This is a genomic window from Shewanella colwelliana (genome assembly GCF_001735525.1).
GTDB classification, from domain to species: domain Bacteria; phylum Pseudomonadota; class Gammaproteobacteria; order Enterobacterales; family Shewanellaceae; genus Shewanella; species Shewanella colwelliana.
In genome coordinates this window covers 62684-81080 of record NZ_MCBT01000009.1, presented here as the reverse complement: position 1 = coordinate 81080, position 18397 = coordinate 62684, and the positions used below count along the sequence as shown (strand labels likewise).

Annotated in this window: 13 protein-coding genes; 6 read left to right on the top strand and 7 right to left on the bottom strand. The window is 45.9% G+C overall.

Translation table 11 applies throughout. The annotated features are described in order from the left end of the window. Positions 1 to 17: 17 nt before the first annotated feature. A complete protein-coding gene (locus tag BEL05_RS03380; protein ID WP_069670276.1) occupies positions 18 to 1097 on the bottom strand; it encodes an AI-2E family transporter in 1080 nt (359 codons plus the stop codon). Positions 1098 to 1172: 75 nt separating this feature from the next. Here BEL05_RS03380 and folX point away from each other — a divergent pair, with 75 nt between their 5' ends. Together folX and BEL05_RS03370 are read left to right on the top strand one after the other, a co-directional pair. Then, entirely contained in the window at positions 1173 to 1538 is a 366-nt protein-coding gene (folX, locus tag BEL05_RS03375; protein ID WP_028765436.1) for a dihydroneopterin triphosphate 2'-epimerase, read from the top strand. Between the two features lie 83 nt (positions 1539 to 1621). Further along, positions 1622 to 2542: a TIGR01777 family oxidoreductase gene (locus BEL05_RS03370; RefSeq protein WP_028765437.1), complete on the top strand. Its 921-nt coding sequence runs from the start codon at positions 1622 to 1624 to the stop codon at positions 2540 to 2542. 142 nt (positions 2543 to 2684) lie between these two features. On the opposite strand, the gene BEL05_RS03365 is transcribed toward BEL05_RS03370, so the two are convergent. Both BEL05_RS03365 and BEL05_RS03360 read right to left on the bottom strand, forming a co-directional pair. Next, positions 2685 to 5135, bottom strand: coding sequence for an ABC transporter permease (locus tag BEL05_RS03365; protein WP_069670275.1), 2451 nt, complete (start codon positions 5133 to 5135; stop codon positions 2685 to 2687). Then, a complete protein-coding gene (locus BEL05_RS03360) occupies positions 5135 to 5860 on the bottom strand; it encodes an ABC transporter ATP-binding protein (RefSeq protein WP_069670274.1) in 726 nt (241 codons plus the stop codon). Before BEL05_RS03360 ends, BEL05_RS03365 begins: the two co-directional genes overlap by 1 nt. Before the next feature lie 34 nt (positions 5861 to 5894). Here BEL05_RS03360 and BEL05_RS03355 point away from each other — a divergent pair, with 34 nt between their 5' ends. The 3 genes from BEL05_RS03355 (at position 5895) to BEL05_RS03345 (ending at position 11186) form a co-directional block, all read left to right on the top strand. Continuing rightward, positions 5895 to 6512 carry an arylesterase gene (locus BEL05_RS03355; protein WP_373316144.1) on the top strand — a complete coding sequence of 206 codons (618 nt, stop codon included), beginning with the start codon at positions 5895 to 5897 and terminating at the stop codon, positions 6510 to 6512. A gap of 792 nt (positions 6513 to 7304) precedes the next feature. Then, positions 7305 to 9959, top strand: a complete 2655-nt coding sequence (locus BEL05_RS03350; RefSeq protein WP_069670273.1) for a parallel beta-helix domain-containing protein — start codon at positions 7305 to 7307, stop codon at positions 9957 to 9959. A 54-nt stretch (positions 9960 to 10013) separates the two neighbouring features. Next, positions 10014 to 11186: an SO2930 family diheme c-type cytochrome gene (locus BEL05_RS03345; RefSeq protein ID WP_069670272.1), complete on the top strand. Its 1173-nt coding sequence runs from the start codon at positions 10014 to 10016 to the stop codon at positions 11184 to 11186. A 52-nt stretch (positions 11187 to 11238) separates the two neighbouring features. On the opposite strand, the gene BEL05_RS03340 is transcribed toward BEL05_RS03345, so the two are convergent. The 3 genes from BEL05_RS03340 to BEL05_RS03330 form a co-directional block, all read right to left on the bottom strand. Next, on the bottom strand, positions 11239 to 12252 hold the full coding sequence (locus tag BEL05_RS03340) for a helix-turn-helix transcriptional regulator (RefSeq protein ID WP_069670271.1): 1014 nt from the start codon (positions 12250 to 12252) through the stop codon (positions 11239 to 11241). Between the two features lie 141 nt (positions 12253 to 12393). Further along, positions 12394 to 13437: a protease SohB gene (sohB, locus tag BEL05_RS03335; RefSeq protein ID WP_069670270.1), complete on the bottom strand. Its 1044-nt coding sequence runs from the start codon at positions 13435 to 13437 to the stop codon at positions 12394 to 12396. Between the two features lie 135 nt (positions 13438 to 13572). Then, positions 13573 to 16059, bottom strand: a complete 2487-nt coding sequence (locus BEL05_RS03330; protein WP_069670304.1) for a VolA/Pla-1 family phospholipase — start codon at positions 16057 to 16059, stop codon at positions 13573 to 13575. Positions 16060 to 16319: 260 nt separating this feature from the next. Here BEL05_RS03330 and BEL05_RS03325 point away from each other — a divergent pair, with 260 nt between their 5' ends. Then, positions 16320 to 17057, top strand: coding sequence for a YciK family oxidoreductase (locus BEL05_RS03325; RefSeq protein WP_069670269.1), 738 nt, complete (start codon positions 16320 to 16322; stop codon positions 17055 to 17057). A gap of 105 nt (positions 17058 to 17162) precedes the next feature. On the opposite strand, the gene fabB is transcribed toward BEL05_RS03325, so the two are convergent. Then, entirely contained in the window at positions 17163 to 18374 is a 1212-nt protein-coding gene (fabB, locus tag BEL05_RS03320; protein ID WP_028765446.1) for a beta-ketoacyl-ACP synthase I, read from the bottom strand. Between the last annotated feature and the right edge of the window lie 23 nt (positions 18375 to 18397).

Below are 18397 nucleotides of genomic sequence, written 5' to 3'. Positions count from 1 at the left end.
TAACCTATCGAAATATTCTACTTATCGGTGTTGTCTTCAACAACGTCTGTGGTATCAAGGCTTACCTCATCCACTTTGTCACTGAGTAAAATGGCTAACCATCCACCATTTTTACTCGACTCAAGAGCGATTTTAACAATCATAGTAAGGGGCACTGATAGCAACATGCCCACGGAGCCCAATAGCCATCCCCAAAAGATCAATGATAGGAACACCACTAAGGTCGATAATCCAAGCCCTCTGCCCATATACTTAGGCTCAATAACATTGCCCATCACCATATTAGTACTCAGATAAAGCAGCCCTACTCCGCCTGCGGCAGCAGGACCGATCTGAATAAACGCTAATAATACAGCTGGAATCGCAGCAATGATGGAACCAATGTTAGGAATATAATTAAATAGAAACGCAACAACCCCCCATAGCAGCGCATAGTCGACTCCTATGATAGCGAGCACCACACCGACAATAATACCTGTACCTAGGCTCACTAACGTCTTAATCACCATATATTGGTTGACGGAATGCAGAAACTTATCAATCTGCTTCAAACGCATATCAGGGTCATCAAGGGCAAAATGCAGTTTCTTAGGTAAGATTGTTGCTTCCGATAGCATAAATACCACAGTCAGAATGATCAGAAACAGGTTAGCCATGACTCCACCAACGCTAGATAGCATATTGGTTGTCATTGACAAGGCGACACCTGGGTCGAAATAGGCCAAAATCTGCTCTCTTGACAGAGAGATGTTAAACGCCTCCAGTTTGGTGAGTATCCAAGCAAATTGCTCTACCAATTGATCGCGATATTGTGGCAATTGACGAGAGAATTCATTAATCGAACTGCCAACTAACTGCGCCAACCACAATCCCATCAATACGATAAATATCATCATGAGTACCACGGCTAAACCACGTGGCACGCGCATCCGCGTCATCCAATTGATAACGGGATTACAGATCACGGCAACAAACGCAGATAATACGAATGGCACCACAATTGGACTAGCAGCCTTAATGCCCGCCAAAATGACCACTATAAAGGCCATGATGGCAAATCCTTTAAACGCCATACCTTGATTGTCAAATCGAGTCATAAAAAATAAAGTCCTTCTGAATTACTCATAAAATTGATAGGCTTAAAATATCTAACAATTAATACACTACCGCTTATGAAACCTGAAATCGCCATAATTAGAGTTAAAAACCTGCGCCTACGCACCTACATTGGCATCAAAGATGACGAGATAAACAATAAGCAAGATGTCACCATTAACGCTGAAATTCATTATTGCGCCGTGAAGGCGCGCAACAGTGACAACATGGACGATGCATTAAATTATCGCACGATTACTAAAAAAATCATCGCTTTGGTTGAAAACAATCGTTTCTCTTTGTTAGAACACCTCACCGATCAGGTCCTCAATATCGCGAGCGAGCATGACTGGGTTGATTTTGCTAAAGTTGAAATCGACAAACCCCATGCATTGCGATTTGCCGATTCGGTATCACTGCAGCTATGTTACGCCAAACAATAACTATTATTCCTACCACTAAAAGTTGATCCTAACTCCGCTTATTGGTGTATATTTTTGATATCCCCCGAAAAAGCGGAGTATCAATGAAAATTCTCATCACTGGTGGCACAGGTTTTATTGGCAAGCAATTAGTTCAGGTATTAAGTGCGGACAACGAACTGACCTTACTCACCCGTTCCGCTGGTAAAGCTCATCTCGAACTGGGTAATCATCATAGGTTTTTAGGTAACTTGGGTGCACTCACTTCACTCGATGGCTTTGATGTCGTCATTAATCTCGCTGGTGAGCCTATCGCTGATAAAAGGTGGAGCCTAGAGCAGAAGCAGAAGATCTGTGACAGTCGCTGGGATATCACCGCACGGTTAACCGATCTATTTCATGCCAGTGAGAATCCACCGCATCTCTTTATCAGTGGCTCCGCCATTGGGATTTATGGCGATCATGCCCAGAGTGAGCCTGTGGATGAATCATTTAATTTAGCCCATTTTGACAATACTGATGCTAACGAAATGTTCCCCCATAGCGTCTGTAGCCGCTGGGAAGAGCTAGCTCTGGCTGCGACAGATAAAACTCGTGTCTGTATCATCCGCATAGGCCTCGTCTTAGGCTGCGAAGGCGGTGCATTAAAGAAGATGTTACTGCCTTTTAAACTCGGCGGCGGAGGGATTATTGGCAGCGGTGAGCAGGGAATGAGTTGGATACATCAGCAAGACTTAATTGGCATGATTATCCATCTCATGACACATCCAGAATGTCAGGGGATTTACAACGGTACAGCCCCTGCGCCAGTTAGCAATAAGCAATTTACTCAATCATTGGGCCAAGCATTGCATCGCCCCACATTTCTGCCTATGCCCGCTTCTGTGCTTAATATCGCCTTGGGTGAGATGTCGCAACTACTAACACAGGGGCAATATGTGTACCCCAAGCGAATATTGGCATCAGGCTTTGAGTTTAGCTATCCAACGTTAGATGAAGCCCTAGCAGGGCTGTTGCAGCGATAACACGCTATTGGGCATGCCCTCAACTCAGTACATTTAAAAACTAGAAATCGATAAAAGCAGCTGCTACAAACGACAAACCGAACCCTTTAACTCTTGATTAGAGTGGTTCGGTTATAATGCCAATCAGTATCGAAACTGCTATTTACGCTTTTAGTAATTCACTGCACGACTTTTGTAACAGCTGCCTACAGCGCCAGGTACCCAGCAATGCAACCACCAAGGCACCGCTCAACGGCGCTATCGCCCACCAGTTCCAATGCATATAGACCACTAATTCAAACACCTGAGTCTTAAGCAAATAAAGGGTAAATTCAGCAACAATCACCGCGAGCAAGCCGGCAATGGTCCCCAACAGCGCAAACTCCAAGGCGGTCGCCATACGAAGTAACCATCCTGATGCACCAAAGGTTCTCAGCACTGCAAGCTCTCTTTGCCTAGTTGCCATTCCTGCTTCTGTTTGTGCAATCATCACCAAACTACTTGCCAAAAGAACTAACACCAAGACTAACGTCAGTGACAAAGAGACTTGATCGATGATCTCGCGCAATTGTTTAACCATCGCACCAACGTCAATAATGGATACCGTTGGAAAAGACCTAATCAAACCCAGTACTAAGTGCTTCTGTTCCTCTTCAAGGTAGAAACTTGCCATTGAGGTATAGGCAAACGGGGCTAAGGCTTCTTTGGTAAATATCATGAAAAAGTTAGGCTGTAAGGTTTCCCAATGCACGCCTCGTATACTGGCAATGGTTACCGTTAACCTTTGATTATCGATCACATAGGTCAAGGTGTCACCCAATCCAACGCCCAGACGCTCTGCAACACCAGACTCGACTGATACCTCATCGGCAGCTTGATTGAACTTACCCTCAAGCAGGTCATTGTTAGGCGGCAGTGAGTCGCGCCAGGTTAAGTTAAGCTCTCGAGAGATCCCCACTCGTCCCTCAACCCCGTCATTAGCTTGAGCGGATGAGATCAAAGTTTCACCATTAACTTCAACCAAACGGCCACGGATCACAGGGTAGATATCGGTCGCTTGAATGCTGTTTTGGCTAAAATAATCCTCAAGTGGTTGCTGCTCATCGGGTGCTATATTGACCAAAAAGTAGTTAGGTGACTGTGCTGGCAACTGCTTTTGCCACTCATCGAGTAGATCCTGACGTAACGCAATAATGGTCAGCAGCAGCACTAGAGCACTACTAAACCCAACCAGTTGTACTGCATTTTGCTTTGCTCGACGCCGCAGTCCCGCTAGGGCTAACTGCATAGGATTGGTGGTTTTCATGCCAACGCTGTGGCCCGCTCTGATCAGCAAAAAACCAAACAGGCTCAATAACACACCCAGCAGTAATACCCCAGCAACAACCGTTAAGGTCAATGGCAGGCTTTGGGAATAGAGGTATCCCAGTAATGCCATAGCCGAAACACTCAATAGCAGGTGAAGCCACATGCCTAGCGCAATGCCTTCAAGTTGGCGTTGCAACACACGCAGAGGGGGGATCGCTAGCAAACGCATCAATGGGTAGGCCGAGAACATAAACGCTGAAATAAGCCCAGTCGCAACACCTAACCCAATAGGTCTAGCCACTGGTGGAGAATAATCTGCTATGGTTTGAGGTAGGTAAGCTGTAATAATGCCATCTAATATCAATCCACCAATTAACCCTAAGATAATCCCAAGCGATGTAACCAACAGCAAGTGCACGCCAAACAAAACCCGAATCTGCTTACTCGATGCGCCAAAGGTCTTGAGCATAGCGACCACGTCAAAATGACGTTGGCAATAACGTTGCGCTGCAATGCCAATTGCGGCACAGGCAAGCGCTATTCCGAGTAAACTAGCTAGTAACAAAAAGCGCTCGGCTCGCTTTACCGCACTGGCTATCGGCGAATCTCCAGACTGCACATCAACCCAGCGTTGCGAATTATTCAATAATGGTTTAACGGCCTGCTCAAACGCCGTTAACTGTGCTGCTTCGCCAGTAAATTGATGCACATAGTTCACCCGACTCCCAGGTTGAATTACCCCAGTTTGTGCTACATCATCTAAGCGCATTAACACCACAGGAGAGGAAGCGAACGGATTAAAGCCAGCATCAGGTAAACGTGCAATTTCAGCACTTAAGTTAAACTCACTATTGCCCAACTCTAAACGCTTGGGGTGAGCCAAAATGCCACCTAAACGGCTCTCATACCACAAGGTTCCTTGCTCTGGTAGCGCTTGAGTTATGCCAGTTGTTAGCTCAATCTTTCCCTTTAGGGGGTAGCCTTCATCAACGGCCCGCACCGTTACCAGTTGAAAATTATCATTGGCATACACCATGGAGTTAAACTGCATGCTGGCAACATGTGCTAAGCCTAACCTTTCAGCTTGTAGCACTATGTCGGGGTTTAATGGCGTGGGTGAATTGATAATACGATCGGCGGCAATAAACTTTGATGCTTGGCCATTGATTGCAAGCTGTAACCGCTCACTAACCCGAGACAAGCCTGTCACAGACAGTACTGCTAAGGTAATGGCCAAAATAATCAGCATCAGTTGACCTTGAAATAGCTCGCGCTTAAATAACTTCCATGCGATGCGCATCTCCATTAGCTCGCCTCCACTGAGACCGACTTCATCACAGGCTGACTCTTGCTTGTCGACTCACTGAGTTGACCCGACTGCATTAAGAATTGACGTTCGCAGCGATTGGCCAGTTGCATATCATGAGTCACCAGAATCAAAGTAGTATCACTTTCTCGGTTGAGCTCAAACAACATATCCGCGACTTTGTCGCTATTTGCACCGTCAAGGTTACCCGTAGGTTCATCGGCAAACAGTACCTTTGGCTCACAAATAAACGCTCGAGCAATGGCAACACGCTGCTGCTCTCCACCAGATAATTGGTTAGGAAAATGATTTAACCTATGACTCAGGCCAACGCGCTCAAGCATAGCCTCCGCTTTCTGTTTAGCATCCACGATACCCGACAGCTCAGCTGGTAGCATCACATTTTCTAAGGCATTGAGCGTATCGACCAGCATAAAGGACTGAAAAATAAAGCTCACACTATGCTTTCTCAAAGCGGCCTTACCCTCTTCATCGAGTACGCTCAGTGCAGTGCCATCAAGCCAAATTTCACCAGCACTAGGCGAGTCCAATGCCGCCAGCAACCCTAGCAAGGTTGACTTCCCCGAACCCGAAGGGCCGAGAATGGCAACACTCTCTCCTAACTTGACATCCATGTTGATGCCGTTGAGGATAGTAAGTTCTCCCTCTTGGGTAGCCACAGACTTAATGAGATTATTTACCGTGATAGCGCTATTTTCTGACATAAAATCCTTCTTTGCTTCCAACTCTAAAATGATGATGGGAGTGACATCTTTAATTTTGTTGTGCGCCACTCAATTTGCCCATGCTAACCCTATATTAATCCTAGGTGATAGCCTAAGTGCAAGTTATGGCATGGAACAAGACAAGGGCTGGGTTAACCTTTTATCAAAAAAGATGCCCCAACAAAACATTATTAATGGCTCGGTTAGCGGCGAAACCTCCGCTGGAGGATTGCGTAGACTCCCCACCCTGCTTGAATCCACTCAACCACAGCTGGTGTTAATTGAACTCGGCGGTAACGATGGTCTCCGTGGTTTTTCGCCTAAACAGCTGAAAGATAATCTTACAAAAATGATCCAACTTTCAAAGCAAGCTGACGCCAAAGTGATATTAAGCGAAGTCATGGTGCCACCTAACTACGGCCCCCGCTACGCAAATATGTTTACTCAAGTATATAAAACGTTAGCTCAAGAGCATGAGATCACTCTGATGCCTTTTTTTATGACTGAGGTCGCGATACATCCAGAATTAATGCAAGCCGATGGCATCCATCCCAATGAACAGGCACAAGCGCAAATAGCTGAATTTGTAAAACCTTGGTTAGAAGCGGCGCTAGCCGATACCAAGCCGCTCACCTCAGTAAAGCTTAATTGATGATGGCCTAAAAGTTATTGTTAAACGGTTAACAGTAGAGGTGTTATTTATGGCCACCCCTTAAACAACGCTGTGCGAGGCACTTTGACGCTAAACCTTTGTTTTACGAATTTAATCCGTTCTTAAGCAGTACTCAAAATGATGAAGAGATCCCGCTGACGAGTGATGTCTAAAGTAGCACAGCCCTCGTGATTGAAATGGTTTATGATACTGAATTAACAGATGATATCGATTTTAACGCTTTATATCGTATTAACTACGCAAATTAAGACTTCGGTGGTTATTCCCGCCATACTGTCGCCACATTTGGCATTGAGCTGACCGACATGTTTGCTCTAGACCTGTCTTTGGAATGGGATCACATTGGTACGCCACAAGGGGACTCAGAAGATACGACGCAGAATAAAAGTGACTCCCATTGACTGCCGGTTTTATGTCGGTTTTTAGCATCGATTTTTAACGATCTGGTCCGTAACTGTAACTAAAAGGCTTGCTCACGGTCTTTGCTCAAGCCACCCTTTGGCGCAACATTAAGCCAACAAATCCACTTCAAGCGCATTATCATGTCTTTTCCTATCACTGGTCGGAGGCCTTATCAAGTCGAAAGTATCCGTTTAATAAAACACGCTACCTGTTGTTTTTTATTAACAAAAAAACAAACACTTGTTTAAACCCTTTCAAAAGCACCTTTGATAACAAAATGTTATCAACTTGTTGGCCAGATTTCACATTGCATATATGGTACGTCAGTGCAATCTAAGGCAGGAATAATAAAAATAAGCTGGAGACGCTATGTTCAACAAGAAACCCCATTGGTTAATTCCAACGCTCGTGGCCAGCGCCGTGGCGTTAAGTTTAACTGCTTGCTCATCAGACGATGAAGATACTCCCAATGTTGAAGTACCACCCACGGCGGTAACGCCACCAACAGATCCCACCGCAAACTTTCCTGAAGGTGCCATCTTAATCGAGGAAGGTGAAAACCTGACCACTCGAATTCAAGAAGCGCTTATCAATGCACAAAGTAATGATGTCATTGTTCTGCCTAAAGGTAATTTTAAAATTGAATCGACGCTGCTGTTTGACGGCGATGTTGATGGTGATGGCGCCTACGCAAAAAACATCACCATTATGGGATATGGCATGGATGAAACAGTATTAGACTTTTCAGAGTCCATCACTGGTGATGGTATTTTTGTGCAAAATGCTGTCAATGTGATCATTCAAGATCTTTCGGTCAACGAAGCGAAAAACAATGGTATTAAACTAAAAAATACCAACGGTATCATCTTAAGAAGACTTGCCACAGTTTGGGAAGGTGAACTCGATGAGGATAACGGTGCCTACGGGCTCTATCCTGTTGAGTGTGAAAACATTCTGATTGAAGACACCTATGTTCGTGGTAGCGCCGATGCAGGTATTTATGTCGGTCAGTCGCAGTACATTGTTGTGCGCCGTAATATCGCAAAAGAAAACGTGGCCGGCATTGAAATTGAAAACTCGAAATATGCCGATGTGTATGACAATGAAGCCATGGGCAATACGGGGGGGATCTTAGTTTTCGACCTGCCAATCAATAATCATAGATATGGCTCTAGCGTGCGTATTTTTAATAACAAAGTTTACGACAACAATACGAAAAACTTTGCCAATGCGTCAGCCAATCCAGCTGGAGTACACATAGTACCGCCAGGTACCGGCATGATCATCTTGTCTACAGATGATGTGGAGATTTTTAATAACGAAATCACCAACCACGACACCATGGGCGTGACCATATCTAGCTTCTTTATTGCAGAACCTGACATGAACGCCTTCGTCGGTAACTATGGCCAACCTGGTCAGCCTATTGAAGATGGTTGGCGTCCGACACCCCGTAATATTTATCTCCATGATAATGTGATCACCGATTATGGTAAAAAGCCTAATGGCTACTTAATTGATGACATTATTAAAGCCTACCTGTTTACCCATGGAGCTTTCCCTGGCGTACTGTATGACGGCTTAGGGGAGATGCTATCTAACAATGGCACAGCGGCATATTTAGGGCTTCAGGAGCTACCTTTTGCACCAGACGGCAGCGACAATGTCTGTGCGCAAAACAACGGTGATGTTTCATTTGGTCGTCTCTATGCCAATAACAATACTGATATCAGTATTGCAGATGTGCTTTATGAAAAAACACAGCAAGATATCATGACCTGTGCCCAAGTGAGCTTGCCCGTGCATACCGTGACATTTGGCGATCAGATATTTGGTTGTGGCGTCGATGATGACGTCGCAGGTTGTGACGGTGGCAACCTCGTTGGGGGGGGCGGCAGTATTGGCGAAGGGGAAGGAGGCCTTGTTGGTGATGGTGACTTGGCCTTGTGTAGCAGCACAGCATCTGGCGTTAATTGGGATGCGCTATTAGGCGCTAACTGTCCAAATCTCTCAGATTATAAACTGTTTGCCGATGCAGCGAACCCAAGCACAGGTGCCAATTCAGGCGGCCTGCCTTACGATCTTAATACTCAGCTATTTACCGACTACTCGAGTAAGTATCGTTTTGTATTTGTACCTGAGGGGCAAAAAGCAGACTACTCTGCAACCGAAAGCATGGACTTCCCTGTCGGCACTGTGATCACTAAAACCTTTGCCTTGCCAGCGGATACGGCTAAACGTGGTATTGCTAACGAGTCGTTAGTTGAAACTCGCCTGCTGATCAAGCGTGCCACGGGTTGGTCTGCATTACCTTATGTGTTTAATGCTGAGCAAACCGACGCCGTGCTTGCTAAAGCGGGAGCCATTCAAGCAAAACAGGTGGTTCACAATGGTGAGACCCTTAACTTTGACTATGTTGTGCCAAGCATGAATCAGTGCAAACAGTGCCATCAGTTTAAGGCCGATGATGATAGCCAAGCCGTATTTGTACCAATTGGTCCTAAAGCACGTCATCTCAATAAAGACTATGCCTTCAGCGACGGCACCATGAACCAACTGTTGAAGTGGCAAGCAGCTGGTATATTGCAGGGCGTGCCTGACGTCACCACAATCGATACTGTGCCGGCTTTCCATGATGGTGATGAGATAACATTAGCGGCGCTATCCGATGAAGCCTTGATGAAAACGGCTAAAGGGTATCTTGATATCAACTGTGCCCATTGCCATCGCCCTGAGGGCAATGCTTCGAATACCGGTCTCAAGCTTGAGTACTGGCGAACCTATGATGAGGATGCAGGTTATTCTCATGGCACCTGTAAGTCTCCTGTCGCTTATGGAGGAGGCTCGCTGAGCTACGATGTGGTCCCGGGCAGCGCAGAAACCTCAATCTTGCACTTCCGTATGGATTCGACCAACCCCGGCGATCGTATGCCAGAGATTGGCCGCAGTTTATCCCACGGAGAAGGCAGTGCCTTAATTGCAGAGTGGATAAAACGTTTACCAAGAGCGAGTTGCTCACTTTAAACGCCCACAGAAAAGGCTGCCAATAGGCAGCCTTTTTTCACTGAGAGAGACATTATGCGCATCATCAACTTACTATTGATAAGCCTTATACTGTTTGGCTGTGGCGGCAATGATGATAGTTCATCCGCTGTAAGCCCGCCGCCCGCAGTCACGACACCACCGCCAATAAGCGGTAATGATAGCTTATGCAATAACCCAAGTAACCAGATCAACTGGGATGCTTTAATGAACGAGGATTGCCCGCAGCTGGCCGATTATCAGCTATTTAGCCAAGCTGATCATCCGACGACAGCCCCAAATACTCCAGGCATAAAATACGAGCTATCGACGCAGTTGTTTTCTAATTACGCCAATAAATACCGCTTCATTTTTCTGCCAGAGGGGAAAACTATCAGTTTCAATGAGTTTGATACCTTTGGCTTGCCTGTCGGTACAGTGTTAACCAAAACCTTTGCCCTGCCCTTCGATACCCAAGTCAGTGGCAGTGAAAATGAGGTAATGATCGAAACCCGCTTGTTAATTCACCGAGAAGCGGGATGGACAACACTGGCTTACCTTTGGGAAAATGGACAGGCGACACTCATTCAAGCAGGGGCAAATGTCAGCCATACGCTCAATCGGCAGGGTGAGCAACTCAGCTTTAATTATCACGTGCCGAGTCGCGCCGAATGCAAGCTGTGCCACCAAGTGACAAGCGGCACCGACAACCATATCAGCCCAATCGGTCTAAAATCTCACCTGCTCAACCATAAGATTGAATACCAAGGCGTCACCATAAACCAGCTAGCATTGTGGCAACAGAAAGGCTGGCTAGACAGATTACCCGCCGCAAACGAACTTAGCAGCGCGCCCGCCATCGATGATGGAGCCGCATCATTGACCAACAGAGCCAAGGGTTATCTGGATATTAACTGCGCGCATTGCCACAGAGCAGAAGGATTTGCCAGCCTGTCAGGTTTACGCTTAGGCTACAATGTCGATCACACCAGCTTTCAATATGGTATATGCAAACAGCCACCGGGTTGGGATGGGGGCGAAAAAGGCTTGAGCTACGATATCATTCCTGGAGATGCAGAACATTCTATTTTGCTATATCGGCAAGAATTGAATAACGCCAAAGATCGTATGCCCCCTATTGGGCGCAGCCTAGTACATCGAGAGGCCGTCACCATAATTAGAAAGTGGATTGACACCATGGCCCCCTCAATCGGCACTTGCCAACATTAAGGTTTTATCGCCTATTAAGCATGTTATTAGGCCTGTGACAAAACCGGCCTAATTAAATTTTGCGGATAAAATGCCCAGGAGGATAACCGAGCCAATGTTTGAAACTCTGGCGAAAATGGCTGACATCACTAAACCCCATCAAATCGGCTATCTCAACCACACTTCTGTCTCCTTGCACAATAAGACCGATAGCGATTTGCGAGCGAACCTGATCAACAAGGCGCTGATAGGTGGTTCCTGCACTGGCTAATCGACGACGCAAGGTTCTATCACTGATATTGTTCATCAAGGCCATCTGTTCTAGTTTAGGCAGCTCAGGAAAGTTCGCTTTAAGCTGATTCAATATTTGTTCTATATAGGAAGCTTCTCCCAATGCATGTTCCGTCATCACCACGCTTTCAAAATCATACAAAATCGGCAATGTTAGCTCTTGATGTCCAATAGACCACTGATAGAATTCACGTTCAAACTGAACGTCACATTGGGTAAAATCTTGTAAAAACTGTGATTGCCTTGCTGATTCGGCCATATGGATTTGCATTAACGCAATTGGGTGTTGTGTCAGTTGCCTTGCTAAAGCCAACATAGAACAGACACTATGTTGAAACTGCATGCCAAAGCGTTCTCGATCAATCTTACCAGTGTTAAGCCATCGAAGAGATAAGACTCCTGCATTATTACTGATCAATGTATCGGAAAAGCTCCCAACTAATTCGGGGTGAGACAAGACAAATTGCAGACAATCACCTAAGTTGGCACATTCTTTCAAATGATTGAGCATAAACCCCAAGTCCTCGACTTGGTAGCAAGCACCCAATTTTGCACCTAACTCGAGATCATGTTCACGCTGCTTAAGATAAGCCATCACATAATCGACTTGCCACACAAACACCAACTGCATCTGCTGTAATTCGTTAATGCCAACTCCAATCTCTTGACATAATTGCTCTCGTTGCTCAACACCATAGTGCAGTGAGACATAACTTAGCAGATACCTAAGCTCATACGCGGGATAGGACTGATCGCCCACCATTAAAGTAGGCTTGTAACTGCGAGCACTCTTCATCTTTGAATACTTATCATGCTAGAGGTATCTATTTTGTATAAGATTTCAATGAATAATTAAAGCCTAAAAGAATAAAAATTCAATAAAGATAAAAAAACCTGCATGATGCAGGTTTTCAGTAACGAATAGTGCGCGTTAAGACTAACTAACAGGTTGGTTCTTTTCCGCCAACTTATTAAACAACGCATTCAATGACATCGAAGCACCATGCGCAATCTTGTCAGCTAACTTTTTCTTTAGCTGATAGCGTACTTTAATCACGGTTTTATCCTTTGCCAGCTGCATGACAACATCATCGCTTGTTGATAAGGCATCGATCAAACCTAAATCTATCGCTTGTTGCCCATACCAATGCTCCCCTGTTGCCACTTTGGCAATATCAAGTCCTGGACGGTACTTAGCAATAAACGCCTTAAATAGCACATGGGTCTCTTCAAGCTCTTTTTGGAACTTCTCTCGCCCCTCATCAGTATTTTCACCAAATACCGTTAACGTGCGTTTAAAATCCCCAGCGGTGTGCTGCTCGTAGTCAATATCATGCTTTTTAAGCAAACGGTTAAAATTTGGAATTTGCGCCACAACACCAATAGAACCAACAATCGCAAACGGCGCAGCATAAATTTTGTTCGCGACACATGCCATCATATAACCGCCACTGGCCGCCACTTTGTCAACACAGATGGTCAATGGGATATCAGCCTGACGCAAGCGGTCTAACTGACTTGAAGCAAGTCCATAACCATGGACCATACCGCCACCACTTTCCACATTAACAACCACTTCATCGCCAGGCTCGGCAATGGTCAAAATTGCGCTGATCTCTTCACGTAGTGATGCGACTTCTGCAGCATCAATACTACCGTTAAAGTCAATAACGAATACTCTTGGCTCTACTGGTGACTCAGTTTGGTTTTTCTCTGCTTTCTCTTTGGCTTTCTCTTTGGCTTTTTCATCAGCTTTTAACTGCTTTTCATAGGCTTTGAACTGCTTTTTGGATAGCAACTCCTCTTTCAAATCATGTTTTAACAGCTTCAACTCTTCAGATAAGTTAGTGAGTTTTAACTCGCCCTTATCTGATTTCTGTTTCACCGCTGAGGCCAATATCACAATCACGACAGCAGCTATCGCAATAACGATAGTGACGGCCTTGGCGAGGAATAATCCATACTCGTACAAAAATTCCAAAATAAGCTCCGTTTGAGGCTTTCTTGTTACCCTTAAAATGTGGCAGTTATTCTATCAGTCAAGTCGGGAATAACAAACGCCACAATAAAAAAACCCAGCAAACGCTGGGCTTTTGTTTAGTTATTTGTGCAGCAATTAGCCAGCAGGTACAGCGCAAGGCTGAAGCATCGACTTGTCTTGTACTAAAATAGTCGCTTGCTCTTTACCCGCAGTCAACGCGAAGGCCGCTACTTGTTGTTGCATCTCAACGGTGGCATCCGCCGCTTTGCCATCTGTTACACCTGGTATCTCGCTTGGGCTAACAATCGAGCTATGGTGACCTTTACTAAAGCGCACCGCACCAGAACCTGCGCTTGTTGTATCAATGCACTCTAGGCCTAGGTTAGCAATCAACGGCTCTGTACCCGATAGCGGGAAGTTCTCGACACTATTTGGCAACACCTGATCAGGTAGGTTACTAGCATCACCAACCACCTCAACTAGATGAACCGGTAACTCAGTGGCTTTTAGCGCTGCGGCGTGATTAACAGGATCCATACTATCGACCGCTGTTTGTACCGCAAAGGCGAAGGTTGGCAGAAATTGAGCATATACAGCCTGAACAAGCGCGCTATATTCTGGCGACCCAGGTTCATAGCCAGCCGTATTAGCCTCATCAACTAACGCTTGGAAGCTATCTGTTGCAGTTACAGTGCTAAACAATACTGGACCAAAAGTCGCTGAGCCGATAAAGGCACCCGCAACACCTCCCGCTGGCGCCACTAATGACACAGCATTGATCTTATGCACATAACTTAAATCTGCACCATTTTCTGGGTGAGTTAAGCCGGTGCTAGCATAAGTCGCAAAATCCGTTCCGACTATCGCACCTAAGCTAAGCCCTTGTGCGCTTATTTTAGTAATGTCGAACATCTGCGGCATCTGCGCCGCCGCAAGACCACCAGCAAGCCCTGTTAGCGATGCACGAAGGCCTAAATGATCAACAGTTGCTTGTCTGAAATTATCTCGCACAGACAAAGTACTCGCGATATTAATAAAGACTAACGGACTGCCATTTTTAAAGGCGTCTTCATTGCCAACCACAGCTCCGTAAGACGGATCGGTCGCAGACACCTCATAAATACCATCACCATTTGCATCGAATGATCTTGCACCGTGCAGTGGCATATCAATGGCAATCGTCGCAACGCCCATCGCCGCATAGCTGCCAGCATAAGCTAATGACATCTCTTTACCACCGCCTAGACCATGCATAGCAATCGTTGTCGGCCAACCCGCTGTCGGTGGCGTAAACGGTAAACCTTGTGCGCTATAAAAGGCCGCTAAGCGCTCTGCATTTGGCATAGAAATTAACACTGGCACAGTTTCGCTGCCAGTCGGCGCTGGGATAGGATTAAACTTAGTCAGGTGTTTAGCTTTATCGGCTGCTGTACCATCATCTAATAACCAGGTTTTACCCGCCAGTAACGCTGGATTAGCTATGCCCTCAGACGGGTCTATCCCGTAACCCATGGCTTGAGCGCCATAAGTTTGTTGACTCATGGTGCCAGACTGTAGTGCTAATAACACTGACACTGGGCTATCGCCAAGCGCACGCCAATTACCATCGATACCGGCACACGTTACCGAGTTACAGGCGCCATAGGTTGGCAGCGTTAACTCAGCCACATACACATCCGCCAGGCTCGACACGACATAGGCAAGACCATCAGCTTCAGTCAAGCCTGCCGCTTGGGCGACGGTAATACCATATGGATGCGGCATTGGGACTGTCATAGACGGCGCAAAAGGTGAACCCTCTTGCAGCATTAACAGTTTGCTTGTTTCATAAACATCGCTAATCGCCTGAGTTGTAAACAAACCGGCATAGCTTATCGTTGCGGCATCAACACCGTGGGCCGATGCCATTCCCTTCTCATAGCTATTGACCAGCGTTTGCAGCATAAGCTGCTCAGGCGTTTCTAATGGCTTAGTTTCAATGTCTAATTTTAACAAACCATAGGTGCTTGAAGGCGCTATCGGACGACCTTCTGAATCTTGAATCAAACTCGTGGTTGCGTAGACATAGGATTGACCCGCTTTTAACGGTTTAAGTGGCACAATCGCAATCGTGTTACCAGAGGCTTTAGAGACAAAGTCCACGCCGAACTGTAGCTCGTTACCAATCTTACAGGCAGAGACTGAAGGCGCTGATTGACACTCTGGGTCGGACGACAGTGGTCCACCAACCGTGGCTTCAAACATGCGAATCGCACCAGGCTGAAATACCGATGCAGCAGAAAGTGTCAGTTTAGTACCGTCGTGGTCGGTAGCAGGGTCAACCGTTATAGAGATGGGTGAAGTGGTTGACCAACCATCAAGCGCACCAAGCGCCATTTGTGGGTCAGTATAGTCGCTACTGCCGTCGGCTTTCTCTCCTGGGATAGTGATAGTACCGTCGAGTGTTCCGCTAAATAATAAATCGTTTGGTAATGGTACCTTTCCGTTTGCCGGATCGAACACCATGTGAGATTCAGGAATCAGTGGCTGCGTCTTTTCTGTAAGCTCATCGACACTATCTTCGCTACAACCAGTCATTCCTAAAGCGGACGCAATTGCGACACCCAAAAAGAGTCTTTTCATCTTTTTTCCCCAAATCTTGTTGTAATAATTTTGTTTTCCCCAAAAATTGGTCACAATAGTCTTCCTTGCGTGACCAATAGGACTTTTTAAGTCCCTAGCTTTGCTCAAGTTAACGTAAAATTATTGAGTTAGCTACATTTTTGTCACACTTACAGGCTAGATAAATGGTCGTTAATTAATCATTTGTTTTAAACAGGCGTTTCAGGCTTGAATAAATCACAGAAATAGCGGGCAATTCCGCGAACGGGAAAATTTGACTCATGTTGGAATATCAGGCAGCAAAAGATTTACTAAAAGATAAAACTATTCTGGTTACTGGTGCAGGTGATGGCATTGGACGCGCCGCTGCACTGGCATACGCCGAACATGGCGCAACGGTAATTCTATTAGGCAAAACGGTAAAGAAATTGGAAGCCGTTTATGATGAGATTGAGCAAGCTGGCTGCCCAACACCAGCGATTGTTCCCCTCGACCTTAAAGGCGCGTCTGAGCAAAACTACATTGATATGGCGGAAACCATTGAGCAGCAGTTTGGTCACCTTGATGGCTTATTGCATAACGCCAGTATGCTAGGTGTTTTAGGTCCGTTTGAGCATATCTCTATGGATTCAGTGAAAGAGGTTTTACAGGTTAATCTGGTGGCTGAAATCATGCTCACCAAAGCCCTTTTACCGGTAATGAAGAAATCGCCTTTGGCATCACTAGTGTTTACATCGAGTAGTGTTGGCAGGCAGGGACGTGCATTTTGGGGCGAATACGCCATCTCCAAATTCGCCACAGAAGGTATGATGCAATCAATTGCCCATGAATATGAAGGTACCAACCTTAGGGTCAACAGTATTAACCCTGGTGCAACCCGCACTGGTATGCGAGCTAACGCCTATCCGGCTGAAAACCCACAGTTACTAAAAACACCGGCAGAAATTATGCCTACCTACTTGTACCTGATGGGTGATGAGTCAAAAGCGGTTACCGGTCAGCAGCTAAACGCTCAGTAATCCTTTCTGATACTGATTGTTATCATTCCAACCAGCGTCTGACATTCAACGCAAACAAAAAAGGGAAGCTATTATGCTTCCCTTTTTTATTAATGCTGCCAGTACTTATTTGTACTTGCGCATCACTAATGTTGCGTTAGTGCCACCAAAACCGAAGCTGTTGCTCATGATAGTATTAAGCTCCGCATCGCGATACTCAGTTACAATCGGCATACCAATCGCTTTATCATCAACGTTATCGATGTTAATGCTTGGTGCGATGAAGCTGCTTTCCATCATGATTAAGCTGTAAATCGCTTCATGAACACCAGCAGCACCAAGGGCATGGCCTGTCAGTGACTTGGTCGAGGCGATAGCAGGAAGATTATCACCAAATGTTTCCGCCAATGCTTCAAGTTCACGCATATCACCTACTGGTGTAGATGTACCGTGGGTGTTGATGTAATCGATTGGAGTGTCAACATCAGCTAGAGCCATCTGCATACAACGCACAGCACCTTCACCTGATGGCGCAACCATGTCGTAACCATCTGACGATGCGCCATAGCCAATCACCTCAGCGTAAATCTTAGCACCGCGAGCTAACGCATGTTCCAGCTCTTCAACGACAACGATTCCACCGCCACCAGAGATAACGAAACCATCACGGTCAGCATCATAGGTACGAGACGCCTTCGTTGGCTCGTCATTGTATTTGGTCGATAGCGCGCCCATGGCATCAAAACCCATGGTTAAAGTCCAATCGACTTCTTCTGCACCACCAGCAAACACCATATCTTGTTTGCCCATCTGGATTAGTTCAACAGCATGGCCAATACAGTGAGCACTGGTTGCACACGCAGAACTGATTGAGTAGTTCATGCCTTTAATCTTAAATGGTGTTGCCAAACATGCGCTTGCCGTGCTCGACATAATACGTGGCACGATATATGGCCCTACGCGTTTGACACCTTTCTCGCGCAATGTATCTGCAGCTTGAACTTGGTTCGCTGAAGATGCACCACCCGTACCGGCTATAATACCGACGCGATGATTAGAATATTGCTCTTCAGTAAGACCAGCATCGTTAATCGCTTGCTCCATGGCGATATAAGCGTACGCTGCAGCATCGCCCATAAAACGCAGTGCTTTGCGATCAATATGCTCTTTAGGGTCTAACTTAATGTCGCCCCAAACATGGCTACGAAGCTTCATTTCTTCAAACTGATCTGAGTGGGTAATACCGCTACGACCCGCTTTGAGTGATTCGGTTACTTCTTGCTTGTTATTACCAATACTTGAAACGATGCCAAGTCCGGTGATCACGACTCTTTTCATTATTTACTATCCATTCCGTACGT